Origin of the sequence: Accumulibacter sp. (assembly GCF_036625195.1) — a bacterium.
Classification (GTDB): domain Bacteria; phylum Pseudomonadota; class Gammaproteobacteria; order Burkholderiales; family Rhodocyclaceae; genus Accumulibacter.
In genome coordinates this window covers 4,929,170-4,954,125 of the sequence record NZ_JAZKUG010000001.1, presented here as the reverse complement: position 1 = coordinate 4,954,125, position 24,956 = coordinate 4,929,170, and the positions used below count along the sequence as shown (strand labels likewise).

Below are 24,956 nucleotides of genomic sequence, written 5' to 3'. Positions count from 1 at the left end.
ACCTGTTCGCCGGACTGCCGCCGATGGGCGAAGCCGAGGAGCAGTTCGTGCAGCTCCTGCGGCGACCCGGTCTGGTCATCGAGCGCATTGTCTCGAGCGGTCAGGCAAGCCCGCCGGGCTTCTGGTACGAGCAGCCACAGGCGGAATGGGTGCTGCTGCTGCAGGGCGAGGCGCTGCTGCGCTTCGCCGACGAGGACGAGGCTCGCCGGCTGCGGCCGGGCGACTGGCTGGACATTGCCGCACGCCGTCGCCACCGCGTCGAGTGGACGGCGCCCGATCGCCTGACGATCTGGCTGGCGGTGTTCCATGGCGAGGAGGCAGCGCCGCTGGCCGCAGCGGCCGGAGCACAGGGCTCGTGAGCGCACTCGCTTTGCCGCTACCCGTCCTGACCGGCCCGCTCAAAGCGCTCGTTGGGCGGCGTGACGCCACACGGGTGGATAATCCTGCTCTCAGACGGTCAGGCTTGTCCGACGACTTCGTAGTGGACGACCGTTGGCTCATACTCAAGTAGATACTCTCCGTCTTCCGGATAATACTTCGCCTGCTCCACATCCTCGCCGGCGAAGCCCCGAATAGCGTTCATATCTTCCCAAAAAGTCAGCGTGACGAAATGCGTAATCTCATCGGTCTGACGCTCCAGGATGTGGACACTGATATTGCCGGGAACAGCTTGATAGTCTGGAATGGCTCGCTGATTCAGAAACGCTCGATAAGCCGGTGCTTTACCGGCCAGCACGCGCCCGTGCCATACTCTCGCAACCATTCTGACCTCCGTTATCCGTGCGCTTAGTCACGCTGGCTTAGTCGACCCCAGTTTGATAAAGGGGTACCACAAACCTCGTACAATCATTGGCCCCATCTGCGCCCGAACAAAACGGTCGAGCAGCTCGGGTGTAACCGCTTCGGTGATGTTGAGCTCGATTTGTCTTCTGGCAACTGATAACCCAAGCCCATGATAATTCGGAAGGCATCGTCCAAGTCAAACGCTGTGACTCCGAACCCGATCGGGCCATGTGGCGAAGGTGGCACAATCCAGTAAGAAAGTAGAGTATTTTCATCCATCGCGCATTTACCTTGGATAAGGTTCAGCCGCCCAACGTTGGAGCTCAGGGACGCGCCGCTTGCGGCGGGTCCCCTGGAGCGAAGGGTTGGGCGGGGATAAACATATATTCCACGATGCTTTCTGCAGCAGGAGGGCCAAGACCATCCTCACGAAGGCCATCGAGATGGAATTGGATTGCCAAAAGCAGCTCGTTTTCAGTTTCCTCTACAGTGGCTCCAGTGGCGACACAACCCAATGCTCTCAATCTAACAGAACATGGTCATACCGATCCCTTGTAGGCGTGTGATAAATGAGGTTTTTTGGTAAAGTTTCTTGGGTATGATCGGTTTGGCTTGATCTGGACGAGATTCTTGATGAGTTGGTTGAAGACGGAGGCGACATTGTCGAGAGCACCGAGGCCTTGGAGAAGCCAGCGGCCGAGGGTGCGCTTGATTCGAGAGAAGGTGTCGCCGCGGTTGATAAAGTAGCGAGCGCGGGTGTTGGGATCGAGGGCTTCGCTGGCGACATGGACGGCCAAGGCGTTGAGGTTGTCGCAGAGGACCTTTGCGCCGAAGTCCTGCTGTGCCGCCAGCCAAGACATGCCGGACAGGTGCTCCAAGGCCAGACGGTGCTTGATCCGGCGGAAGGCCTCCTCAATTCTCCATCGGGAGTGATACAGTGCCCCGAATTGGCGAGCGGGGTAGGCGTCGAAGTCCAAGAGCGAGGTCACGAGGACGCGGACCTTCTGGCCGAACACTTGGCGAATGAGGCGCACTTTGCAGGGCGTTGCGGCAATTTCGTAGTCGAGCGCATCCTGTTTGCCAGGGGCGGGCAGGGTCACGATTTGCTCGACGAGCCCGGATCGGCGGAAGGTTCGGATGGCGCCGAAATTGAGGCTGTCGGCACGCATACAGAAGTGGCGTCCTCGCTGCGTCAAGGCGGCGAAGAGCCAGTAGGCTGGGTAACCGCGATCAAGCACCAAGATGTCGTTGTCACGCAGCTTGTCGAGGTGCTCGAAGAGCATCTGACGCTCGCCGACGTCGGGAGAATACAGCTTGGCGGCGAGGGTCATTTCGATCCCTGGCAGGTACAGCGCGAAGCCGATGGCATCGACCACATGGCGAGCGAACGACTTGCCGTCGCGGGTCTTGCCGAACAGGGTCAAGCGCAGGACGGTCGCATCGCCGGCCACCACGCGCAGCCCGTTCCACAATGGAAAGCCGAACTGCTCATCGACCAGGGTGAGGAACTGATGGTTGAGCAGTCCGAAAGCGGTGGCCGACACCTGCTTCCGGGCTTGCGCAAAGGCCTGCGCGGAGACTTTTCGCAGCAGGTCGGCGCGGTTCGCCAGATTGGCGAAGAACGCGTCCAGTTCAGACTGCACTTTCGACGTGTATCCGCCGAGCAGGCAGGCCATCAGGCGGGCAAAACTGAGAACGCCGGTCCGCGAAAAGGCTTTCTCCGAAAGCCGAGCTTGAAGGAAAAACGCCTGAGAAACAAGATACTTGGAGAACGAGTCAACGACGTTGACATAAAGATCGCGGCATATAAAATTTTACATCCATATCAAGGGGATACCTACTTTGCCCTGTGCTCGCCTAGCGCGCAAGCGGCTTCTCAGTCGGCCTATCGATTTATGCGTATTGGGTGTTAGGTTGAGAGCATTGCGACACAACCTGGCAGGTCCGGCACATACCCGGAGAAATTGCTTTCGGATTTTTCGATAACAATCGCATAGCGCATAACTTCAACCTTTCAGTGAGGCCTGCTTCAGAATGCTGTTGAGTGTTCCCGGAGCCAGATCGTCACTTGGCTTCCCAGCGACGGTGACGCGACCGGGTTTTATCGGGTGTTTAAACTGGCGATGACTCCCTCTGGTTGCGACCAGAAGCCACCCGTCGTTACGGAGAACAGCCAATATGTCGCTAACTTTCATGCGCCCGAGTGTGCCATGGCTTTGGCCTGAAGGGCCCAACATGGAGCTGACCGGCGCTGCGCGGCTTTATCGCGCAGCGTCCAGCGATCGAAGGGAGCGAGGTCGGGCGGAGGGTTAGAGCCCATTGGGTGCACTCTTGAGTGTTTCATCGCAAGCCAAGATGAGACCCTTGAAGCTCTCAGAAACATCGCTTCGGGCCTTCTTGTACTCCTCAGACGTTTCGTGCTTCATGTCTTGGCTGATATACCAGCCGGCGGCGTGCTCAAGATCACGAAGCGCGCGAGCAACTTTTTCATAGCGAAGAAAACGACCTGTAGCTTCCCTGATGTATTGCAGCTTTTGATAGGCGCTCTGACGTTCACCATCTTCTCGAATATTGAAGCGAAGCAGGTCTTCAACAAGGCGCCCTGCAATGTCTTCGAGTTCGGAAAAGCGCGCCAACTCACGCTCCCAAACAACCTTACGGCGCTCGCGCCTCTCCGTGAGCCGGGTAGTCCACGCTAGGTTGACGAGAGATACGGCCGCAGCGAGACACGCAACAACAATCGCTGTGTAGTCCTTGAGGGTGGCGAAGAATTGGTCCATGGGCTCTAACGTCGAAGCTCAGCGGCGCGCCGCTTGCGGCGGGTCCGGCTGGAGCGCAGGGTTAGCCGATGCTCCCGAGACGAGCGGGAAATTTTCCGGGTGTCGGATGGATGCAACGGACAAATCCACATCCAGCAGCGGCCAATACAGATGATCCGGGCTTGGCCATTCGATGGTGGTCAGTTGCTCGATGGTGGCCTGCCGGAACCAAGGAAATTCAGCGAACGGCAAGAGAAGCTCTTCATCGCCAAGAAGCAGCCAGAAACCGTGTACTGAGACGTGGGTGACTTCAGCCGCCGAAATGTTCGTGCCAGGCATCGATGACCTCCTGAAGGTGGCGAGCGACGATGCGCTCAGCGTAGGCCAGTTCCTGCTTGGACAGGCCGGTGTGGTTGGCCAGCGTCAGACTTGGTTGCAGCCAGAACTTGGCCTCCCCATGTGGGTGGGCCACATGGATGTGCATTCTCGGCTCTTCGCGTGAAAAGAAGAAGAGCCTATACGAGCCGTCGCGGACAACGGTAGGGGCCATGGTGGCTACTCGCGGCTAGTGTTTGAGCTCAGGCCGCGGCCCGTCAGGGCCGTCGCGCCTGCAGCGAATGGTTAGCTGCCAGCACTAGCCCTGGGACTCTACATGCTGCCGGAAGCGATTAAGGATGGCCTGCCAACCTTCGCGTTGCTGCTCGACGGAGTGGGTTTGCTCGGCGTCGAACGTGACTGTAATTGACACCCCGGATCGACTCCCGGAGAACTCTACCTTGGCCTTGCGGTCACCGAACTCATATTCAATAAGGCTGTTGGGGATGATGTTGGTATAGGTTCCTTCGAAGTCGAACCCAAAGCTCCCGTCCTTTGCCTCCATACGCGAGCAGAAGGCCCCACCAGCCCGCAGATCGACTGTTGCCCTGGTGGTATGCCAGTCGTCAGATGCGGCATTCCATTGGACGATATCCTCTGGGCTCGTATACGCCTTCCATACCGAGTCCATGGGAGCTCGCACTGTCGTTTGAACTGTAATCTTCATGATCACCCCGAACTTTCCATGGCAGCTAACGTTTGAATTCACCGGACCTGCGCGGCTTTTCTCGCAGGTCCGGTGCAATGATGGGTTAGCCCCAATTGATGTGGTTCTTCGTGAGTTCTTTGTACTTAGAGTCACCATGAATTTTGTGAAGCACGTGGGCATTGGCTCTTACGTACTCAAGGATTTCTTTGATCCTATCGCTGATCGCATTCCTTTCAACTATCGCAATGACATCGAGCATGTGCTGCTGACAAATCTTGTTATCGAGCATCCCGCGCGCTTCGTTGGAGTGCATAGCCAAGAGCAACAAAATGATGTTATAGTCACCGAGCAACGAAAAGAATTTGTCGTAAAGGGGCTTGCCGGATGGCGACACACCTTGACAGTACGGGATTCCTTTACCAACCCGACAAATCAACACTGTCTTGATGATCTTCTGAGCGCGCTCTGGGGGAATGTCCTTCTCGCTCGTAAGGTAAGACAGGATATGCCTCATATGCTGCGGTTCGTTGTAATAGTTGTCCCAGCTATATCGGGCATCCAGCAAATTATCAATATGCTCATCTAGCTCAATAATTCTAGATTCAAGCGACTTGTACTTGTTGCCGCCACAGAAACCGAAGAACTCGCTGCCAAGTTCATGCTTTTCTTGATACAGGTTGTTCTTGTAGCCGTCTATCGCCACGCCCAATTTGTACTTAACGTCATCGCTTGCCTTGCTCCAGATGTACGGAGCGACAAGCGAAATATTCTTTCTTACGATTGCATCCGTCTTATCAGACACGTAAACGCCGAAGATGCTGTTAAGCAGGTTATCGGTGTTCTGCAAAGACAGTTCAGCAAGTGGCTTCTCCATGCTTTTTATTGCAGCAGGATCAAGCACCGCTGTGGACTTCTTGAGATTGTCAATGAACGCTCGAATCTGAATTGCGGACTCGGAAGGCTGATCGTTCAATACGTCTGAAACGCAGGTTTGCAGCCAGCCGAGTAATTCGTATGCGTTAATTGAGTACGAGTTCGGATGAGATGCGCCGATGTCGTTCCGCATCGTGAGGATGTGCATCAGCTTTGTGTAAACAATGTCGGAAATCAGTTCTAACTTCCGGCAGGTATTGATGAGGGTGTTGTCCTTCAGTCCCGCCAAGTCGTCCTCTGTCTGGTAAAACTCTCTACGTGTTCCACCTGTCGCAGCATCGAAGAACATATCGAGACCGTATATAACAGCTTTCTTTCTTAGGGTTAGGACGACCTCATTCCAGATGTAATTGAGCGAGGCATCAAATAGTCCAATTGCTGCTCCAGCCACAAACTTGGAAAGGTACCGGGCCTCATGGCGAACTTTGGGGTCAAGGGATTGAACGAAGGCGGGAAGATTTGCCTCGATCTTCTGCCTCTCTGGAAGAGAGGCAATGATGTTGGCAGTTGGCAATCCGAGATAGGAAAGATATTCCTCAAACCGCGTGGTGTCGGCCGTTGTCAGCGAGGTGGACTGCTGCGTAACGATGGCATTCTGCATGTCGGAGACCTTCGTGAGGTTGGTTAATTGGGGCTAACGTTTGAGCTGAGGCGACCCCAGCGGGGTGGCGCCCGGGCCGCGCAGGGCAAGATAGTAAGCCGCCCGGAGCGGCCCGGGCGCCACGCCGTTGGGGGTCGCCTCGAGCGAAGGGTTAGGCCGCACTTGCCGCATTGGCTACAGCACGCGAAGTGCGAGCGCTACAGCTACGAGCACCACCGCCGATATGCCCACCAGCCAGATGCCACCGCCAAGGATGACCGTTTGCAAGTGTCTGCCGCTTGTGAAGGGACTGATGGCAATTACACCTACAAGCGCGAGAAGGGGATAGGCGATAGCGGTCCACCAGCAGATTACGCCGGCGAGAACGAAGCAATCGGCTGCTGCAACCACGAATGTAGGAATCAGAAACCGCCTGGAAAACGACGAATCAAAGTTGACCTTGAGCGTTGGCCAGAAGGCTCCAACGCACACTGCAGACAGTGCGGCCAAGGCAACGGCGGCTACAGACATGGCAAGTACTCTGATGTGAATGCCGGCTCAGTGTATCGGGCGACGTGCTGCTTGCAGCCGCGCCGTTTCGTGACAGTTCGATTCACGCCGAAGGCGCTGATACTGTAGGAGCAGCGCATGGTTTCGCTGTGCGGCCTAACGTGGAAGTGAGGGGCAGCCGGAGCTGCGAAGCAGCGTAGGGAACCACAAGCGCAGCTTGTGGCTGTCCCTCTCGACGGCAGGGTTAGGTTCGGGGCTTGCAAATACGGGCTTGGTTTTCCTAGATTTTGGGCAAGCCATCATTGCGCATCCAGTCGTCAAATTCTTTTTCGTTAAAACCCATCCATTCCTGGATGCTCGTGCCCATTCCATCTAGACCTTGCTGATACGCGAGCTTGAACGCGCCCCTAGCTTCATCTTCATTCTGATAGTGACCGTTTTTGTACCAATAGCTCACGGGACTGACTTGCCCCATTCCCGGCCCTACATCAATGCTTTGCCTCTTTTCCTTTTGAGTGATAGCAGGGACTGCCCCCGATTTTCTAGAGGCGGCTTTCGGCATATTTGAAAACTCCAAAGTGATGATGCGGCTCGTTGCCTTGAGGTGAGAACCTAACGTTGGAGCTCAGGGACGCGCCGTTTGCGGCGCGTCCCCTGGAGCGAAGGGTTGGGCGGGGATAAACATATATTCCACGATGCTTTCTGCAGCAGGAGGGCCAAGACCATCCTCACGAAGGCCATCGAGATGGAATTGGATTGCCAAAAGCAGCTCGTTTTCAGTTTCCTCTACAGTGGCTCCAGTGGCGACACAACCTGGCAGGTCCGGCACATACCCGGAGAAATTGCTTTCGGCTTTTTCGATAACAATCGCATAGCGCATAATTTCAACCTTTCAGTGAGGCCTGCTTCAGAATGCTGTTGAGTGTTCCCGGAGCCAGATCGTCACTTGGCTTCCCAGCGACGGTGACGCGACCGGGTTTTATCGGGTGTTTAAACTGGCGATGACTCCATCTGGTTGCGACCAGAAGCCACCCGTCCTTACGGAGAACAGCCAATATGTCGCTAATTTTCACGCGCCCGAGTGTGCCATGGCTTTGGCCTGAAGGGCCTAACGTCTGAATTCACCGGACTGCGCGGCTTTTTGCGCAGGTCCGGTGGAATGATGGGTTCGGCCACAGCAGCAGAATGGATGACCACCTGACACTGGCAGCAATGCGTCAAAATGACGTTGAGATGGAACCCAAGAAAAAGCACTCATGGTGTTAGCCCTCGAAAGAACCACAAAACACGATAGGTGCGATTCACGATGCGTGCGCGACAGAAAAAGGGTGGGATGACCAGAGCGGAAGCAATTGCGCCGAAAAAGCAGAACGCGGCTGCCGCAAACCCGGATGAACCGTCGGTGCTGATAATGAACGCCAAGGCTCCTGGAAGTGCGAGCAGTGTTGCCAATAAAGGGAATACTCCAGCAACAACCAAGCCTCCCCTTCGGCTATTGATACATCGGCGGAGTTTGCGAAGCTGACTCATGTGGCCCAACGTTTGAGTTAAGCGGCGCCTTCAGGCATCCGCTTGAACGAAGTGTTAGCTTCTTTCAGCCAATGCGAGCTTGATGCCGAGCGAGACAAAAACTGTGCCGATGAGCCGATTGAGCCAAAGTGTGACGAATCTACTGACTTGCAAGCGCTGGCTGGCAAATGCCGACGATACAGCGAGAAAGTGACACCAGAGGATGCCATTGAAGTTGAAGATTAAGCCCAGTACAACGAAAGCGAGCGCCTTGTTGGATGCCTCAGGCGAAATGAACTGAGGGACGAATGCGAGGAAGAACACTGCGACCTTCGGATTCAGAACGTTTGTAAGAAAGCCCTGAAAGAATATTTGGCGGTACCGAAGTGATGGCAGAGAAGGGGGCTGGGCTATTGCTTCTGCGGTGGGGTTGCTCTTGGTTCGAAATAACGCAATGCCGACATACAACAAATAGGCTGCACCTACGTACTTGACCACGGCGAAGGCGGTGCTTGAAGTGGCGAGCACGGCAGACAAGCCCAAAGCTGCAGCAAGAATATGAACGAGCGTACCTGCGGCGATGCCGAGCGCGGCCGCTGACCCTGCACGCCAGCCTTGAGTTGCACTGCGCGACATGACAAGCAGTGAGTCGGGTCCTGGGGCCATGTTAAGCAGGAGGCCAGCGACGACGAATAGAGCGAGATTTTGTGTTCCAAACATCGGCGATGTGCTCCAAGAAGCTAACGTGGAAGCTCAGGCGACGGACGCGGCTTTATGCGGCCGGTCGCCTGCAGCGCAGGGTTAGGCGTCTGGTTCGGGATTGCGGTGCACATAGCCGCAAGCACTACAAACGCTCCTGCCAGTATTTCGGATCGCGGTGCTGGTGAGCAACTGCGTAGATCTGTGGACCCGATGAATTTTCTCGGTAGACCAGCGAGTAGGGAAACCGCTTGAACGGATACGTGCGAAGCCCGTCGTCTGCCGGCGTGCCCAAGCGCTGGTTGGCGACCAGCAAGGTAAGGACACGCTCAAATTCGGTGACAAAGGAGGATGCGATCGCCTTGCTTGCGTGCTCGGCGTAGTAGACGGCAGCGTCGCCAAGCTCGGCCTCTGCTCCAGGGTGAAGCCAGCAGCTCACGCGATTCTTGCGCGGACGCGAGCTACTGCTTCGGATCCGGGCACCAGGGCAGCCTTACCGGATTTAATCTCGGCTTCACGCGTGAGGGACAGCGCGATCCACGCATCTCGTACACGAGACTCGGGCTCGAAGCTCTCGATCAGGCGTTCGAGCAGCCGCGCCCTCTCCTCAGGCGGCAAGCCCAGTACTTCAGCCTCAAGCTCATGAACGGGGATGGACATATTGCCTCCGAGCGGGAACGCTACCCGTAAAGATACCACAGTGCGCGACTCGCTATCGTGCGCCGAGCGGCCACAACAAGCGACATCCGCGTGAAATGGGCGCGCGGGAAGTCGAGTCCTTCCTCACGCACCTTGCCGTCACGGGGCGCGTTGCGGCGTCGACGCAGAACCAGGCGAAGAGTGCGCTGCTCTTCCTCTACAAGGAGGTGCTCGGCAGCGAGCTGCCCTGGCTCGACGAGGTCGAGTCGGCGAAAGCTTCGCGGCGCTTGCCGGTCGTCCTCACTCCGGAAGAAGTGCAGCGCTTGCTGGTGCTGTGCGAGGGAACGACGGGTCTGATCCTGCGGCTGCTCTAAGGCACGGGCATGCGCATCATGGAATGTCTCCGCTTGCGCGTGAAGGACCTCGACTTCGCGCGTGGCGAGATCGTGGTTCGCGAGGGCAAAGGCGCCAAAGACCGCGTCACGATGCTGCCGCGGACGCTGGCCGACCCGCTGCAGGCCGACCTCGGGCGCGTCAGGGCGCTGCACGAGGCGGACCTGGCCGAGGGCTTCGGAGAAGTCTTTCTGCCGTTTGCGCTGGCACGCAAGTATCCGCATGCGGCGCGCGAGTGGGCCTGGCAGTATGTCTTCGTCGCCGCCAGGCGATCGCTCGACCCACGCTCGGGAGCGATTCGTCGGCACCACGTCGAAGCGCAGAGCATCCAGCGAGCGATGCGCGCGGCGCTGCGCCAAGCGGGGATCAGCAAGCCGGCCACGCCGCACACCCTGCGCCATTCGTTCGCGACCTCGCTCCTGGAAAGCGGCCGCGACATCCGCACCGTGCAGGAGCTCTTGGGGCATGCGGATGTGTCGACGACGATGATCTACACGCATGTGCTCAATCGCGGCGGGCTGGGCGTGCGCAGCCCGCTCGACGACCTGCACTGATCTCCTGGCCGCATCGAGGCACCCTCGACGCCCGGGCGGGCGCCATTGCGTTGCGTGATCAACACTTGGCGGCGGCCGGCGACGTTCGCTTCAGCCGGCCCTGGCGCGCCCCGCAGCCGTCGATCCCGCCATCGCCGCCGCTCCCCGGCGTGTCGACGGCCGCGGGGTAGCCAGCCGCGCGCCCGCGTCCGCAGAGTGGCTCGCGACGGTCATGAGTGATGAGGCTCGTGACCGTCGCCGTCATCCCCGGCCCTTCTCCCGCGCGTCCCCTGCCAGCCCTCGGCCGGCCGGCTCCACGATCGGGCTCGCACGCTTCTCGCTCCAACTCGCACGCCCCTGGCTGCATCTCGCACGTCCCTCGCTTCACCTCGCACGTCCCTGGCTGCATCTCGCACGTCCCTGGCTTCATCTCGCACGTCCCTGGCTTCACCTCGCACGTCCCTGGCTTCATCTCGCACGCCCCTGGCTTCATCTCGCACGTCCCTGGCTTCATCTTGCACGTCCCTGGCTTGATCTCGCACGTCCCTGGCTCCATCTCGCACGTCCCTGGCTGCATCTCGCACGTCCCTGGCTCCATCTCGCACGTCCCTGGCTCCATCTCGCACGTCCCTGGCTCCATCTCGCAGGCCCCTGGCTTCAACGCGCACGCTCCTGGGTTCAATTCGCACGTCCCTGAAGCGAGTGGTCCGCTTGACGCCGAGGAGGAGGCTCCGGGCGGTCCGCGGTTTCTTGACCACTTGCCAGACAGCCACACCCGCTGTCGATCCGGCCAAACCGGCCGCTGCGGCGAAATGGACACCCACCCGACCGGATGTTGACACCCGGCAACCCGGCCGCTGGACCCGCTTCGCACAGCGATTTGCTGGCGCCGCTACCGCATATGAACCGAGACACGGTGGTCCCGTGGTTTGGCGCCTCGCGGCCTTGTCGTCGTCCCCTGGCAGGCGCCACCCGCGGGAGGTCGCGCTGGCGCGAGACGTCTTTTCGCGGCGGAACGCTGACAGCCGGGAAGCGATGACCGTCCGTTCTCCCGCCCTCTTGCTCCGCCGCCTTCTCCTCCTTGCCTCCTCGGCTTCCCTCGTCCCGCGCGCCGTCCGTCCTGCCGGCAATGCCCCATCGCCGCCAGTCCGTAGAGCACCGCGGGGATCGCCCGGGGGACCATGGCGCTGCGGCCCGCGCAGTCCCGCCGCCAGCAACCGCCGACGCTCGAGCGCCGCGGCGGGGGCGGCGATCGGTCGCCGCTTCGACGGCCCGGCCGGTCCCATGCTGCCGCCGGAGCCGACGGAGCCGCCGCCAGCCTGCACGGACGATCCCGACAGCAGCTACCATGTCGTCTTCAGCAGACCCTGCGCGCCGGCCAGCCTGCCGGTCCGTTGCTTCGGCAGCCAGCCGCGGCGGCCATCGCCGCCTGATCCGGCCGGTCCCCGGCTTTTCCTGGAGAACCCCATGCACGAAATCGTCAAGGACTACTACGGTCGCCAACTGCAGTCATCGGCGGACCTCAAGACTTCCGCCTGCTGCGACGCCGCCAGCGTGCCGGCCTGGCTGAAGCCGCTGCTCGCCCGCATCCACCCCGAGGTGCTGTCGCGCTACTACGGTTGCGGGCTCGTCTGCCCGCCGGCGCTGGCCGGCTGTCGCGTGCTCGATCTCGGCAGCGGCTCGGGGCGCGACGTCTATGCGCTGGCGCAACTCGTCGGCGCCGAGGGCGAGGTCGTCGGCGTCGACATGACCGAGGAGCAGCTGGCGGTCGCCGAGCGCCACCGCGTCTACCACCGCGAAGCCTTCGGCTACGACAACGTGCGCTTCCTGCACGGTTACATCGAGCGCCTCGATGAACTCGGCCTCGCAGCGGGCCATTTCGACGTCATCGTCTCCAACTGCGTCGTCAATCTCTCGCCCGACAAGGAGGCCGTCCTGCGCGGCGCGCTGCGCCTGCTCAAGCCCGGCGGTGAGTTCTATTTCGCCGACGTCTATGCCGACCGCCGAGTGCCGGACGAGCTGCGCAACGACCCGGTGCTCTACGGCGAATGCCTCGGCGGCGCGCTCTACTGGAACGATTTCCAGAACCTCGCCAGGCAGGTGGGTTTCGCCGATCCGCGCCTGGTCGACGACCGGCCGCTGGCGATCACCGACGCCGCGCTGCAGTCCCGCGTCGGCTCGCTGCGCTTCTTCTCCGCCACCTGGCGGCTGTTCCGCATCGCCGGCCTGGAGGCGGCCTGCGAGGACTACGGCCAGGCGGTGATCTATCGCGGCAGCTTGCCCGAAGCGGGACCGGTCTTCATCCTCGACAAGCACCACGCCATCGAGGCCGGCCGCGTCTTCCCGGTCTGCGGCAACACGTTCCGCATGCTCGCCGAAAGCCGCTTCGCGCCGCACTTCGACTTCATCGGCGACCGCGCGCGCCACTTCGGCATCTTCGCCGGCTGCGGCAGCGCCATGCCATTCGGCAGCGCCGGGCAGCCGGTCCGGCGCGCCGACGACAACGGGGGCTGCTGTTGAGCACCGGCAAGGATCCGCGACGAGCGTCCGCAAGCTGCTTCTCCTCGCCGGCATCGCTGCCGCCGACGCTTGCCGGACTCGCCGCGGTGCTCGACGAACTCGGCGAGAAGGGCGAGCAGGAGGGCTATCTGTGATGCCGCCGCCGGACAGTGGCGTGGCCAAGCTCGTCTCCGCGCTGCCGCCGACAGGCGAGGCGCTGCCGCGCTTCGCCGGCGAGGACGAGGCCCGCCGGCTGCGCCCGGGTGACTGGCTGGACATCGCCGCGCACCGCCGTCACCGCGTCGAGTGATCTGCTGGCAGGGCGCTCACCTGACGATGTGGCTTCCCCGCCAACCGATTGACCCGCCACGCGACGAAACTGCCGGCCATCTCGCGGCGGGCCTGCAGCGAAAGCCCCGGTTGACAGTGGGCCAGGAGAATCCGGATACTCGCCGGACGACGTTCGAATCGTGCCTCCGGCGGCCATTGCGGCAGGCATCCACACCCAGGGAGACTCGCATGCGCATCCTCTCACTGACCCTGCTCAGTCTGGCCGCCATGGGCGCTCAGGCTGGCACGGCCTACCTTGATCTCAGTCCGCAATCGCCCACGACGGTGCCTGTTGGTGGCACGGTCAGCTTCCTGGTCGAGTTCCGCCAGTACCAGGAGAACTGGAGTTTCGACAACGGGGCTGGCGAACCCTCGCCGGACATCGGCTTCCAGACCTGGCAGTCGTACTTCTACGAGTCCTGGCACGATACGTTGACGGCGCTGAAGCTGCAGGTAGGTCTGCTTGGCGGTGTACCGCTGGAGCACTCATTGCAGCCCGGCGCACTGCCGGGCACCGACTACAGCACCAACTGGCTGGTCAGCCTGCCGTTCACTCAGCCGGGCAGCTACACCGTTCGGGCTGGCGCACAGATCACCCAGGACAAGGATCTGCGCCGCGGTGCAACGGTGGGCACGCGGGAATGCGTGGGCTTCGAGAACTCCGTGCAGTGCGACTCATGGTCGTTCCATGATGAGCTGTGGGAAGACGCCGCCTGGACCGAGCTGACGTGGGCCGAGAGCACGGCGGTGTCGGTCTTTGTGGTGCCCGAGCCCTCATCCCTGATGCTGTGGGCGGCCGCTGTCGCCGGCTTGGCCGGTTTGGCCAGGGTGCCGTGCCGCGGCCGCGGCTGAGGAAGCCCACCGCAGGCTCGGACAGGGCGGGACGCAACGATGGCGACGACATGAGCCTGTCACAGAATGCCTTTAGGGTTGATCCTGCGGCCAATGCTTCACAACCGGGCCGGACGATCAACCCCAACATTGGAGCTCCCCATGCGTCAATCAGTAATTGCCATGAGCATCGTGGCTACCACGGCCCTCCTGACATCACAGGCCCATGCTGCCAACACGGCCTTTGAAAACTTCACCCCGCTGATTGGGAATGTCGCTGCCGGATCGCTACCGGAAACCGCGCCGTTCCAACTCTCTTCTCCGAACTTCTCACAAACTGCGTTGGCAAACCGCAAGAACCAGAACGCGCTGGTGCCGGGCTCCAACAGCGGTAGCTGGGACATGATTTCCGCCAACGAAACGGGCCCCAACGCCGGGCGCTATCTCTTCATGCCCTTTGAAAGCAGCACCGGCGGGGTCCAGCGTGTCGACCTGCGTGACCAGGACTACAACACCCGGACGGTCACCATCGTTGCACCGGGCACCCAGGGCTTCGTCTCCGGCGATGCTTCGCGCTGGACGCCATGGGGAACCTACCTCACTGCCGAGGAGTCCTGGGGCACCGGAAGCAACAAGGGGCGTCTGTTCGAAGTAACCAATCCGACAACCGCAACCGTCAATGGCGGCGACTTCGTTCAGCGCAGCGTCATTCCCCGCGTCTCGCACGAAGGTCTGACGTTCGACAGGAACAACACGCTCTACTTCATCGACGAACTGAATGGCGGTTCCGTTTACAAATACGTTTCAGCAAAGCCGAATGCCAACAACGGCAACGACTTGTTCGCTGCCGGGCAAACATTCGTCCTCAAAGTCGGCAATGGCGGGCAAAACGAGGGAAACAACGGCCCGGCCATCACTGGCAACAGCACCTGGGTTGCCATTACCGACGCTCAGGGCAGGGCACTGCCGGGGATTTCCACCGTGCTCGCGGATGGCACCATCGACGGGCGCGCAACTGCCGATCACGTCAGCATCAATGGGACCGGCTTCAATCGTCCTGAAGATCTCGAAATCAAGACGCTGGCCAGCGGGCAGCAAGTCATCTATTTCACCACGACAGACTCAGATGACAACGGCAACAGCGCCGATGGCCGCGGCCGGGTGTATGTCCTCAACCTTGCAACCGGAGCGGTTCAACTTGCCGCTGACAACACCACCGGGGACATGGCGACCAAGCTTGCTGTCGGTGCCTCGTGGAGCAATCCGGACAATCTGGCAATCGATGCCAAAGGCAATATCTATGTCATCGAAGATCAGGATGGCGGCAAGGCAGACATCTGGTTCATCCGTGACATCAACGACGACGGAATCGCCGATGAAGTCGGCAAATGGGCTTCACTATCGACCACGGGTGCAGAACCGACCGGTCTGTATTTTGACCCGTTCGATCCGAATGTCGCCTACGTGAACGTCCAGCATCCCAGAAGCGGCGACGACATGCTGATCCGTATCAGTGCAGTCCCGGAACCCGGGTCCATCGCGCTACTCCTTGGCGGCATCGGCGTGCTTGGCGGCACGATGCGCCGCAGGAAGGCGAATTGACACGACAGATATGGCACACATCGTGCTTCAAGATGATGCCAAGCAGTACGTGTCCCCTGTCGTATCGCCTCTTTGTTGCCAGCTTGCCTGACCGGCAAACCGTTTCGAGGAAAGCAACGATGCGTGGATCGCTGACGACACACCGGAACCGTCACCTGACTGGGTGTCGCGGCCGCTCTGGCAAGGGTCAGTTGCGCTGCGCAGGCGTCGACCGTGGGCGGGGGTCAGGCGGCGCCGTGCGCCGAGCAGGCCTTTGCGCGCTCGGAAGCGTGCGATGGACTGCTGCCCCATCCGCGATGCAGAGGCGCTCCGTCACATGTCTGTCACACGCCAGCCGCAGCATCGCCCTTGCGCTCGCGCCGTCGACCGTCACCCATGCAGCACAGTCCTGCCCTTGGCCTCACCCCGCCACGCATGCCACTCGTCCCGTCGCTTCACGCCGGGCGCGCGGCACCATTGCAACCAACACTGGAATCCCGACATGCCCCGACCCTTCCGCTTGACAGCCCCCGCCCTGGCTTGCGCCATCCTGATGCCCGTGGTCAGCGTCTCTGCGCTGGCCGCGCCGACGCTGAACAGCAAGGCCTGGACCTACACACACGACCCCGCCCATGGTTACCTGTCCGAGATCGTCTCTTTCGACAGTTCCAGCCAGACCCTGTGGGTGGCCGGCGTCAGTGGTGTGGACGTGCTGAATGCCCGCACTGGCGCGCTGGTGCAGCGCATCGATACCCGTGCCTACGGCAGCATCAACAGCGTGGCGATACACGGAGGCATCGCGGCCATGGCCTTTGAGGCACCGGTGCGCACCGACCCGGGCAATGTCCGGCTGTTCGACACCGCCACCCGCAGTCTCCTGGCCGGCACGAATACCTTTGCCGTCGGCGCCTTGCCCGACATGCTGACCTTCACGCCCGATGGCAGCAAGATCCTGGTCGCCAACGAAGGCACACCCAGTACCTATGGCGCCATCACGTCGGCGCCGGGTGCCTTTCCACGTACCTACGGCGCCGCTGCGCTGGACCCGGCGGGCAGCGTCAGCATCATCGACCTGGCTACCCGCAGCGTCAGCGCCACGGCTACGCTGACCGGCGTGGCCAGCACAGGTACACACATTCGCTCGAACACGGGCATGGATTTCGAGCCGGAGTACATCGCCGTCAATGCCGCCGGCACAAAGGCCTACGTCTCGTTGCAGGAGGCCAACGCCATGGGCGTGCTGGACATTCAGAACGGGTCCTTCGAACGGATCGTCGGCCTCGGCGTAAAGGACTTCAGCCTGCCGGGGAACCGCATCGATCCCCTGAACGACGGTAACGCGAGCCTGATCAGCGTCAATGCCAAGGGCCTGTACCAGCCTGATGCCTTGGCCACCTTCGAACGTGGTGGCCAGACCTTCGTGGTGATGGCCAACGAAGGCGATTTCCGCGAAGATGATGGCGATCGCTCGCGAGCGGGCTCTGCAGGCCTGAATGCCGCGACACCACTGGACGAGCTGCGCGTGTCGAACACCGACTCGTCAGCGGGCAACCTGTTCACCGCCGGCGCACGTTCGTTCTCGATTCGCGACGCCAACGGCGTGCTGGTTTACGACAGTGGCGAGATCCTCGACCGCGAAGCGATCGCCGCCGGCATCTACGACGACGCTCGCAGCCGGGACAAGGGCGTCGAGCCGGAAGGCGTCGAGCTGATGGAAATCGATGGCCGCGTCTTCGCCTTCATCGGTCTGGAACGGACGCTGCAGGCGGCCATTGCCGCGTTCGACATCACCGACCCGGCCCACTCGACCTTCATCGGACTGATGATTGCCAATGGCGATCGCGCGCCCGAGGGCCTCGAGGGCTATGTTCTCGACGGGCAGTATTACCTGGCCTTTTCGAATGAAGGCTCGAGCACGACGTCGGTCTTCCGGCTGTCGGCGGTGCCGGAGCCCGGCAGCCTCGCACTGGCTGGCCTGGCGCTGTTCGCGGTGGTGGGGACGCGGGTGCAGCGGGCGCGCCGCGGCCTGAGCTGAAGGCGGCTCAGGCCGCCTGCCGCACTGGCTGATCGCGCAACGCACGATCCCGGGATGCGCCGGATGAAGAAGGACAGCCCGTCGCACCTCGGGACGCAGGTGCCGCCACCTCAACGCCGGCGACGGCCGTAGATCCGCGCCAGTTCGGCGAGCCGCCGGGCGTGCCCGTCCTGCACCTGTTGCCAGTCGAAGCGCCACTCCCAGGATCCTTCACTCTGGCTCGGTTCGTTCATCCGGTGTGCCGAGTCGAGGCCGAGGACGTCCTGCATCGGGATGACGCAGAGCGTCGCCACCGAAGCGCAGGCGAGGCGGATCAGTTGCCAGTGCATCTCGCTGTCCGTGTCCTCATCGACGCCCAGATAGGAGCGCACGTAGGCCTGCTCGGGATGGCCGAGCGACTCCCACCAGCCGCGCGTCGTGTCGTTGTCGTGCGTGCCGGTGTAGACGACCGTATCGACTTCGTAGTTGTGCGGCAGGTAGGGGTTGCGGGCATCGCCGTCGAAGGCGAACTGCAGGATGCGCATTCCCGGCAGGCCGATCGCCTGCCGCAGGGCATTCACTTCCGGCGTGATGATGCCGAGGTCCTCGGCAATGATCGGCAGCCGCCCCTGGCTGTCAGCCAGCTCGCGGCGCATGGCGGCGAAGACTGCTTCGCCCGGTCCGGGCCGCCACTGGCCGTCGATCGCCGTCTCGGCAGCGGCGGGAATCTCCCAGAACGATTCGAAGCCGCGGAAGTGATCGATGCGAACGATATCGCACAGGCTCATCGTCTGGCGCATGCGGGCGACCCACCAGCGGTAGCCTTCGGCGGCATGCGCCGACCAGCGGTAGAGCGGATTGCCCCAGCGCTGGCCGGTGGCGCTGAAATAGTCGGGCGGCACGCCGGCGACGACGCGCGGACGACCCTGCAGATCGAGGTCGAAGAGGCCCGGATTCGCCCACACATCGGCGCTGTGCGCGGCGACGAAGATCGGCAGGTCACCGACGATCTCGATGCGGTGCGAATTGGCGTAGCGCTTGACCGCCGCCCATTGTTCGGCGAAGCGCCACTGGCAGAACTTCCAGAAGGCGATCTCGTCGGCATGTTCGGCCTGCGCCTTACGCAGTGCGGCGGGCTGCCGGCCGGCCAGCGCCGACGGCCAGTCCTGCCACATCCTGCCGTCGCCGCCGTGCGCGCGGTCGAGCGCCATGAACAACGCGTAGTCGTCCAGCCACGCGTCGGCTGCGCCGCAGAAACGGGCAAAGGCCTTGTCCTGGGCTGCGTCACGCCGTTCGCGAAAACGCTTCGCCGCCTGTCGCAGCCGCGGCAGGCGATAGCGTCGGCAGGCGTCGTAATCGACCCGCCCGGCGGGGAAGGCCGGCAACGGCCGGAGATCGGCCTCACTCAGCCAGCCGAGGTCGCGCAGCTGGCCGAGGTCGATCAGCAGTTCGTTGCCGGCGAAGGCAGATGGGCTGATGTAGGGCGAGTTGCCGGGTCCCACACTGCCGAGTGGCAGCACCTGCCACAGCGCTTGGCCGGCGGTGCGCAGCCAGTCGACGAAATGGTAGGCTGCCGGGCCGAGATCGCCACAGCCGTGGCTGCCAGGAAGTGAGGTCGGGTGCAGGAGAATGCCGTTGCGGCGGGGAAGGGAGGTCATGCCGGTCCTTGTCGGTGTCGTCGGTCGGTGCCCGCGGTCGGGGCGTTGAAGTGCCGTAATGCTAACCTGCAACGGCCTGCGCGGTCACCGTGATTGGTGCTGGGGGTGGCTCGTCGATGAAGACGAGGTCGTCGTTGTCCGAGATCTTCCATCCCGCTTTCCACTGTGGTTAAAGGGTGTCCCTGGCGGCGCGATACGGCCCGGCCACGTCTTGGGCCGGATGGGCGGGTGCAAAGCGTTGCGGGTGGCGGGCAAATCGGCCTGATTCCGGTGCCAGACACGGGGAATTGGTGGCTGTCCACCGGCATGCGCCGAGCCGCATCGCGTGCGGCGCATGCTGCTGCCGGATGGGTGCCGCTGCCGCCGGTTATCATCGCGTCCATGAGCGATACTTCTCCACGGGGCAGCGGCGAACGGCCGTTCAGGCCGCGCTGCCTGTCGATCGATCTGGAGGTCGGGCTGCGCAGTGGACGCATCCGGCAACTGGCTGCGGTGCGCGGCGACAGCGGCGAGCGCTTGCACTGCCGCATCGGCGATCTGGCAGTGGCGCTTGCCCGTCTCGATGCGCTGGCCGAGGGTTGCAGCTTCGTCCTCGGGCACAATCTGCTCGCCTTCGACCGCCCGCATCTCGCCGCGGTCGCGCCGCGCCTGCGACTCCTCGAACTGCCGGTCGTCGATACGCTGTGGCTGAATCCGCTGGCCTTTCCGCGCCACCCCTATCACCACCTCGTCAAGCACTACCAGGACGGCGGGCTCAGGCGTGCGCAAGTGAACGACCCGCTGCTCGATGCGCAGCTGACCCTCGACCTGTTCCACGATCAGATGCTCGCGCTGCAGCAACGGCAGCGCGAGGAACCCGACCTGATGCTCGCCTGGCACTGGCTGACGACGTCGGAGCAGCCGTCGGACGCGGTGCACAGCCTGTTCGCGACGCTGCGCCGGCGACCGCGCCCGGACGACGCCGCGGCGCGACAGGCGATCGCCCGCCTGCTCGCCGGCCGGGGCTGTGCGCAGCATGCCCTGGCGGTCGTGGACGAGGCTGCGGCGAGCGGCTGGTCGCTGGCCTACGCGCTCGCCTGGCTGTCGGTTGCCGGCGGCAACTCGGTGCTGCCGCCGTGGGTGCGCCACCAGTTTCCCGCTGCCGGCAAGCTCATCCGCCATCTGCGCGACGCGGCCTGTGCCCGGGCCGACTGCTGCTGGTGCCGCGAACACCACGACGCACGCCGGGAACTGCGGCGCTGGTTCGGCTTTTCCGACTTCCGGGCAGAACCGGCTGCGGCCGACGGGAGTTCGTTGCAGCAGAGCATCGTCGAGGCGGCGCTGCGTGGCGAGCACCTGCTGGCGATCCTGCCGACCGGCACGGGCAAGTCGCTGTGTTACCAGATTCCGGCGCTGTCGCGCTTCACCCGGATCGGGGCACTGAGCGTCGTGATCTCGCCGCTGGTGGCGCTGATGGCCGATCAGGTGGCCGGCTTGCGCAGTCGCGGCATCGATGCCTGCGTCGCCATCAACGGCCTGCTGTCGATGCCCGAACGGGCCGACGCGCTCGACCGTGTGCGCCTCGGCGATGTCGGCATCGTCATCGTTTCGCCGGAACAGCTGCGCAGCCCGATGCTGCGCAAGGTGCTGGCGCAACGGGAGATCGGCGCCTGGATTCTCGACGAGGCGCACTGCCTGTCGAAATGGGGTCACGACTTCCGGCCCGACTACCGCTACGTCGCGCGCTTCATCCGCGAGCACGCCGGCGATGCTCCGCTGCCGCCGGTGATGTGCCTGACGGCAACCGCCAAGCCCGACGTCGTCGCCGACATCGTTGCCCACTTCGCTGACAGGGTCGGCATCGAGCTGCGCCTGTTCGACGGCGGCGCGAGTCGGCACAACCTCGACTTCGCGGTGCTGCCGACGACGCCGGCCGAGAAGCTGGCGCACATCCATGAGTTGCTGGCCGCCGAGTTGCCGCGCGACGGATCGGGTGGCGGCGCCATCGTCTATTGCGCGACGCGTGGCAACAGCGAGGAGGTGGCTGCCTTCCTGCGCCAGAAAGGGATGGCGGCGGCCCATTTCCATGCCAGGCTGCCGCCCGAAAGCAGGAAGAACGTCCAGGAGGCGTTCATTCGCGGCGATCTGCCGGTAATCGCTGCGACCAACGCCTTCGGCATGGGCATCGACAAGCCGGACGTGCGTCTGGTGGTGCACGCCGACATTCCGGGATCGCTCGAGAACTACCTGCAGGAGGCGGGCCGTGCCGGCCGCGATCAACGGGCGGCACGCTGCGTCCTCCTGTACACGACCGATGACGTCGAGCGGCAGTTCGGCATGTCGGCGCGCTCGCGACTGAGCCGCCGGGAAATCCAGGCGATCCTGCGCGCCCTGCGGCAGCTCGATCGTCGCCAGCGCCGGGGTGGCGAAGTCATTGCCACCGCCGGCGAGATCCTGGCCGAGGAAGACGAGGGCGAGTTCGAGCGTGACGCCACGACCGATGACACACGTGTCCGCACCGCGGTCTGCTGGCTCGAGGAAGCGCAGCTGCTGACGCGCGAGGAGAACCGGGTGCAGGTCTTCCCGTCGTCGCTGCGCGTTGCCTCGCTCGACCAGGCGCGACAGCGGCTGGCGCGCGCCAGACTGCAAGCCGAATATCAACGGCAGTTGCTGGCGCTGGTCGAAGCGCTGATCGGCGCGTCGCCGGACGAGGGGTTGTCGACCGACGAACTGATGGCCGTCAGCGGGCTCGCCCCGGAACGGCTGCGGGCCGCCCTGTACGATCTCGAGCGGCTGGGGATCGCGAGCAACGACACGGCGCTGACTGCCTATCTGCAGGTCGGCGTCGACAAGCCGTCGGCGCAGCGACTGGCCAGCGCCGCGCAGCTCGAGCAGGCGCTGATCGACCTGTTGCGCGAGCAGGCACCCGATCTCGCCCGCGGCGAGTCGTCGCTGCTCCACCTGCGACGACTCAGCCAGCGCCTGCAGGACGATGGCCACCGGCAGGCGCTGCCGGCGAGGCTGCGGCAGCTGTTGGCCAGCCTTGCCGCCGACGGTCGCGGCGACGAGGGAGGCGTCGGCAGCCTCGCGATGCGGCGACTCGATGCCGAGACGGTGAACATCGTCCTGCAGCGCGAGTGGTCGACGCTGGCGCGAACGGCCGAACTGCGCCGGGCGGCTGCGACGCAGCTGCTCGACCATCTGCTGGCCTGCCTGCCGCCAGGTGCCCGCGGCGCCGACCTGCTGGCCGAGACGACGCTCGGCCGGCTGCTTGCGGCGATCGAGGGCGACCTGCTGCTGCGGTCGGAGGTCCGGGAGTGCACCCGTCTGCTCGACCGGGCGCTGCTCTGGCTGCACGAGCAGGAGGTGATCCGTCTCAACAAGGGGCTCGCGGTCTTTCGGCCGGCGATGACCATCCGCCTCGATGCGGACTGGAAGCGCCAGTTCCGGCAACCGGACTTCGCGCCGCTGCAGCTGCACTACGAGGAGCAGGTGCTGCAGATTCACGTCATGGCCGAGTACGTGCAGCGCGGACTGCAGGCGATGGCGGATGCCCTGCAACTGGCGCTGGACTACTTCCGGCTGTCACGGACTGAGTTCATGCAGCGCTGGCTGCCGGCGCGGCAGCACGAGGTGGCGCGGCAGACGACGGCGCAGTCGTGGCGCCAGATCGTCGAGGTCCTGGCGAGTCCGGAGCAGCAGGCGATCGTCGCCGACGAGCGCGAGAGCGGCAATGTACTCGTTCTCGCCGGTCCCGGTTCGGGCAAGACGCGCGTCCTCGTCCATCGCATCGCCTATCTGCTGCGGGTGCGGCGCGAGAATCCGCGCGGCATTCTGGCGCTGGCCTACAATCGCCACGCCGCGGCGCAGATTCGTCAGCGGCTGGCGGCGCTGGTCGGTGACGACGGGCGGGCGGTCAGCGTCCTGACCTGTGACGCCCTGGCGATGCGGCTGGTGGGCGCCAGTTTCGCCGGGCGCGAACGGGAGCTTGCCGACGGCGGTCTGGAGGCCGCGTTGCAGACCATCCGGCAACGTGCCATTGCCCTGCTGCGCGGCGACGAAGGGCCGCCCGAGGAAGCCGACGAGCAGCGCGAGCGGCTGCTGTGCGGTCTGCGCTGGATCCTGGCGGACGAGTACCAGGACATCGGTCCCCGGCAGTATGAGTTGATCGCCGCGCTGGCCGGGCGCAACCTGGCCGCCGGGGATGCACGGCTGAACCTTTTTGCCGTCGGCGACGACGATCAGAACATCTACGCCTTCAGTGGTGCATCGGTCGAGTTCATCCGCCGCTTCGCGGCCGACTACGGCGCCCGGACGCTGCATCTGGTGGACAACTACCGCTCGACGGCACACCTGATCGAGATCGCCAACCACGTGATCGCGCCAGCAGCGCAGCGCATGAAGGCCGCCCAGCCGATCCGCATCGACCGTGCGCGCCGGCAGCAGCCGGCGGGCGGCGAGTGGGCGCGCATCGACTCTGTGGCGCAGGGTCGCGTGCAGATCCTGCCGGCGGGAGAGGACGCGCGAACGCAGGCGCTGGCGGTGATCGGCGAACTGCAGCGCCTGGCCGGCCTGACGGCGGCATGGGACTGGGCACGCTGCGCCGTGATCGCGCGCGAGTGGCAATGGCTGGAGCCGGTGCGCAGCCACTGCGAGCAGCAGGGACTGCCTGTCCAGGTCGCGCGTGAGGAGGGCCTGCGCTTCTGGCGGCTACGGGAAACGCAGCAATTGCTCGATTGGCTGCACGACACTGGTTCCCTGGTCACCGGGCGAACGGTCGCCGAGTGGGTTGCCGGGCAGGCGTCGACATCGGTTTGGGCGATGCTTGCGGAAGCGGTTGCCGAATACCGCGATGAAACCGGTGATGCCGAGCTGCCGCGGCAGCATTTCATCGAATGGCTGGTCGACTGGGGCCGTGAAGCCCGGCGTCGGCAGAGCGGGTTGTTGTTGCTCACGGCGCACCGGGCGAAGGGGCTCGAGTTCGATCATGTCGCGGTCCTCGATGGCGGCTGGGGACCGGGCAGCCGGCACGAGACTCAGGCGGAGGCCGACGCCGAACGGCGCCTGTACTACGTGGCGATGACCCGCGCCCGGCTGACACTGCTGCTGGCGCAGTTCGCCCGGCGTGCGCCACTGCTCGACGCACTGCCCGCGTCTGCCGCCCTGCTGCGCCGACCGCCGGTGGCGCTGCCGGCGCGGCCGCCCGAGCTGTCCTGGCAGTACCGGCAGCTCCACCCGGGCGAGGTGGACATCGGTTTCGCCGGGCGCCAGGCAGCGGGCCATCCGGTGCAGCGAGCGATTGCCGCGCTGCAACCCGGAGACCCGCTGCACTTGCGCCATGAGGGCCGGCGCTGGCTGCTGCTGGACGGGAAGGACCGGCTGGTCGGCCGTCTCGCCGCCAGCTACGCGCCGCCGGCCGGGATGGACTGCGTCGCCGCGCGCGTTGCAGCGATCGTGGTTCGCTGGCGCAGCGATGACCGATCGACCGAACACGCGCACCGAATCCGCTGCGAACGCTGGGAGGTCGTCCTGCCGGAGCTGGTGTTCGCCCCGGCGCACCACCGGGCATAGGCTGGTCCATTTCGCCGACGAGAATCGCCTTTCGCATTGCGGAAGGCGCCGCCCAAGCGGCTGTTTCGGTTCGCAAAAAAATATATCTTATGTCTTATATAAGACTGTTGCCGGCGTGGCAAAAGATCTCT

Annotated in this window: 26 protein-coding genes and 1 pseudogene; 10 read left to right on the top strand and 17 right to left on the bottom strand. The window is 63.4% G+C overall.

Annotated elements, in window-relative coordinates:
- Positions 1-23 precede the first annotated feature (23 nt).
- Complete coding sequence (locus V5B60_RS21005) at positions 24-359, top strand: cupin (protein WP_332350681.1); 336 nt, start codon at positions 24-26, stop codon at positions 357-359.
- Positions 360-457: 98 nt separating this feature from the next.
- Here V5B60_RS21005 and V5B60_RS21000 read toward each other — a convergent pair whose 3' ends face one another.
- From V5B60_RS21000 to V5B60_RS20925, 16 genes and pseudogenes are all read right to left on the bottom strand, one after another.
- Complete coding sequence (locus V5B60_RS21000; protein ID WP_332349937.1) at positions 458-763, bottom strand: antibiotic biosynthesis monooxygenase family protein; 306 nt, start codon at positions 761-763, stop codon at positions 458-460.
- Between the two features lie 559 nt (positions 764-1,322).
- Complete coding sequence (locus V5B60_RS20995; protein WP_332350679.1) at positions 1,323-2,591, bottom strand: IS4 family transposase; 1,269 nt, start codon at positions 2,589-2,591, stop codon at positions 1,323-1,325.
- Between the two features lie 104 nt (positions 2,592-2,695).
- Positions 2,696-2,785: pseudogene (locus tag V5B60_RS20990) on the bottom strand (type II toxin-antitoxin system HicB family antitoxin); the annotation flags it as partial.
- Positions 2,786-2,789: 4 nt separating this feature from the next.
- Complete coding sequence (locus tag V5B60_RS20985) at positions 2,790-2,978, bottom strand: type II toxin-antitoxin system HicA family toxin (protein ID WP_332349935.1); 189 nt, start codon at positions 2,976-2,978, stop codon at positions 2,790-2,792.
- 114 nt (positions 2,979-3,092) lie between these two features.
- Positions 3,093-3,563, bottom strand: coding sequence for a hypothetical protein (locus V5B60_RS20980; RefSeq protein ID WP_332349933.1), 471 nt, complete (start codon positions 3,561-3,563; stop codon positions 3,093-3,095).
- A gap of 18 nt (positions 3,564-3,581) precedes the next feature.
- Positions 3,582-3,881 (bottom strand): DUF2442 domain-containing protein, encoded by a 300-nt coding sequence (locus V5B60_RS20975; RefSeq protein WP_332349931.1) that lies wholly within the window; start codon positions 3,879-3,881, stop codon positions 3,582-3,584.
- Positions 3,853-4,026, bottom strand: a complete 174-nt coding sequence (locus V5B60_RS20970) for a DUF4160 domain-containing protein (RefSeq protein WP_332349929.1) — start codon at positions 4,024-4,026, stop codon at positions 3,853-3,855. The genes V5B60_RS20975 and V5B60_RS20970 overlap by 29 nt, the downstream gene beginning before the upstream one ends.
- Before the next feature lie 150 nt (positions 4,027-4,176).
- The gene (locus tag V5B60_RS20965; RefSeq protein ID WP_332350677.1) at positions 4,177-4,584 is read right to left on the bottom strand and encodes an SRPBCC family protein; all 408 of its coding nucleotides are present in this window, start codon (positions 4,582-4,584) and stop codon (positions 4,177-4,179) included.
- A gap of 85 nt (positions 4,585-4,669) precedes the next feature.
- Positions 4,670-6,100 (bottom strand): hypothetical protein, encoded by a 1,431-nt coding sequence (locus tag V5B60_RS20960; protein WP_332349927.1) that lies wholly within the window; start codon positions 6,098-6,100, stop codon positions 4,670-4,672.
- A 174-nt stretch (positions 6,101-6,274) separates the two neighbouring features.
- Positions 6,275-6,610: a hypothetical protein gene (locus V5B60_RS20955; protein WP_332349925.1), complete on the bottom strand. Its 336-nt coding sequence runs from the start codon at positions 6,608-6,610 to the stop codon at positions 6,275-6,277.
- 259 nt (positions 6,611-6,869) lie between these two features.
- Positions 6,870-7,151 carry a hypothetical protein gene (locus V5B60_RS20950; protein ID WP_332349923.1) on the bottom strand — a complete coding sequence of 94 codons (282 nt, stop codon included), beginning with the start codon at positions 7,149-7,151 and terminating at the stop codon, positions 6,870-6,872.
- A 63-nt stretch (positions 7,152-7,214) separates the two neighbouring features.
- Complete coding sequence (locus V5B60_RS20945) at positions 7,215-7,469, bottom strand: type II toxin-antitoxin system HicB family antitoxin (protein ID WP_332349921.1); 255 nt, start codon at positions 7,467-7,469, stop codon at positions 7,215-7,217.
- 4 nt (positions 7,470-7,473) lie between these two features.
- On the bottom strand, positions 7,474-7,662 hold the full coding sequence (locus tag V5B60_RS20940; protein WP_332349919.1) for a type II toxin-antitoxin system HicA family toxin: 189 nt from the start codon (positions 7,660-7,662) through the stop codon (positions 7,474-7,476).
- A gap of 511 nt (positions 7,663-8,173) precedes the next feature.
- The gene (locus V5B60_RS20935) at positions 8,174-8,818 is read right to left on the bottom strand and encodes a LysE family translocator (protein ID WP_332349917.1); all 645 of its coding nucleotides are present in this window, start codon (positions 8,816-8,818) and stop codon (positions 8,174-8,176) included.
- Positions 8,819-8,942: 124 nt separating this feature from the next.
- On the bottom strand, positions 8,943-9,236 hold the full coding sequence (locus V5B60_RS20930; RefSeq protein ID WP_332349915.1) for a type II toxin-antitoxin system RelE/ParE family toxin: 294 nt from the start codon (positions 9,234-9,236) through the stop codon (positions 8,943-8,945).
- On the bottom strand, positions 9,233-9,457 hold the full coding sequence (locus V5B60_RS20925) for an addiction module protein (RefSeq protein WP_332349912.1): 225 nt from the start codon (positions 9,455-9,457) through the stop codon (positions 9,233-9,235). The genes V5B60_RS20930 and V5B60_RS20925 overlap by 4 nt, the downstream gene beginning before the upstream one ends.
- Before the next feature lie 32 nt (positions 9,458-9,489).
- On the opposite strand from V5B60_RS20925, the gene V5B60_RS20920 reads away from it, so the two are divergent.
- The 8 genes from V5B60_RS20920 (at position 9,490) to V5B60_RS20885 (ending at position 17,638) form a co-directional block, all read left to right on the top strand.
- Positions 9,490-9,810, top strand: coding sequence for a phage integrase N-terminal SAM-like domain-containing protein (locus V5B60_RS20920; RefSeq protein ID WP_332350675.1), 321 nt, complete (start codon positions 9,490-9,492; stop codon positions 9,808-9,810).
- 9 nt (positions 9,811-9,819) lie between these two features.
- Positions 9,820-10,383, top strand: coding sequence for an integron integrase (locus V5B60_RS20915; protein ID WP_332349910.1), 564 nt, complete (start codon positions 9,820-9,822; stop codon positions 10,381-10,383).
- A gap of 1,446 nt (positions 10,384-11,829) precedes the next feature.
- The gene (locus V5B60_RS20910; RefSeq protein ID WP_332349908.1) at positions 11,830-12,882 is read left to right on the top strand and encodes a methyltransferase domain-containing protein; all 1,053 of its coding nucleotides are present in this window, start codon (positions 11,830-11,832) and stop codon (positions 12,880-12,882) included.
- Complete coding sequence (locus tag V5B60_RS20905) at positions 12,879-13,016, top strand: hypothetical protein (RefSeq protein ID WP_332349906.1); 138 nt, start codon at positions 12,879-12,881, stop codon at positions 13,014-13,016. Before V5B60_RS20910 ends, V5B60_RS20905 begins: the two co-directional genes overlap by 4 nt.
- Entirely contained in the window at positions 13,016-13,171 is a 156-nt protein-coding gene (locus tag V5B60_RS20900) for a hypothetical protein (protein ID WP_332349904.1), read from the top strand. The genes V5B60_RS20905 and V5B60_RS20900 overlap by 1 nt, the downstream gene beginning before the upstream one ends.
- Before the next feature lie 209 nt (positions 13,172-13,380).
- Positions 13,381-14,043, top strand: coding sequence for a hypothetical protein (locus tag V5B60_RS20895; protein WP_332349902.1), 663 nt, complete (start codon positions 13,381-13,383; stop codon positions 14,041-14,043).
- Positions 14,044-14,184: 141 nt separating this feature from the next.
- Complete coding sequence (locus V5B60_RS20890) at positions 14,185-15,624, top strand: alkaline phosphatase PhoX (RefSeq protein ID WP_332349900.1); 1,440 nt, start codon at positions 14,185-14,187, stop codon at positions 15,622-15,624.
- A 481-nt stretch (positions 15,625-16,105) separates the two neighbouring features.
- Entirely contained in the window at positions 16,106-17,638 is a 1,533-nt protein-coding gene (locus V5B60_RS20885; RefSeq protein WP_332349898.1) for a choice-of-anchor I family protein, read from the top strand.
- Between the two features lie 110 nt (positions 17,639-17,748).
- On the opposite strand, the gene malQ is transcribed toward V5B60_RS20885, so the two are convergent.
- Positions 17,749-19,275 carry a 4-alpha-glucanotransferase gene (gene malQ, locus V5B60_RS20880; protein ID WP_332349896.1) on the bottom strand — a complete coding sequence of 509 codons (1,527 nt, stop codon included), beginning with the start codon at positions 19,273-19,275 and terminating at the stop codon, positions 17,749-17,751.
- A 381-nt stretch (positions 19,276-19,656) separates the two neighbouring features.
- Here malQ and V5B60_RS20875 point away from each other — a divergent pair, with 381 nt between their 5' ends.
- Positions 19,657-24,825 carry a RecQ family ATP-dependent DNA helicase gene (locus V5B60_RS20875; RefSeq protein WP_332349894.1) on the top strand — a complete coding sequence of 1,723 codons (5,169 nt, stop codon included), beginning with the start codon at positions 19,657-19,659 and terminating at the stop codon, positions 24,823-24,825.
- Positions 24,826-24,956 lie beyond the last annotated feature (131 nt).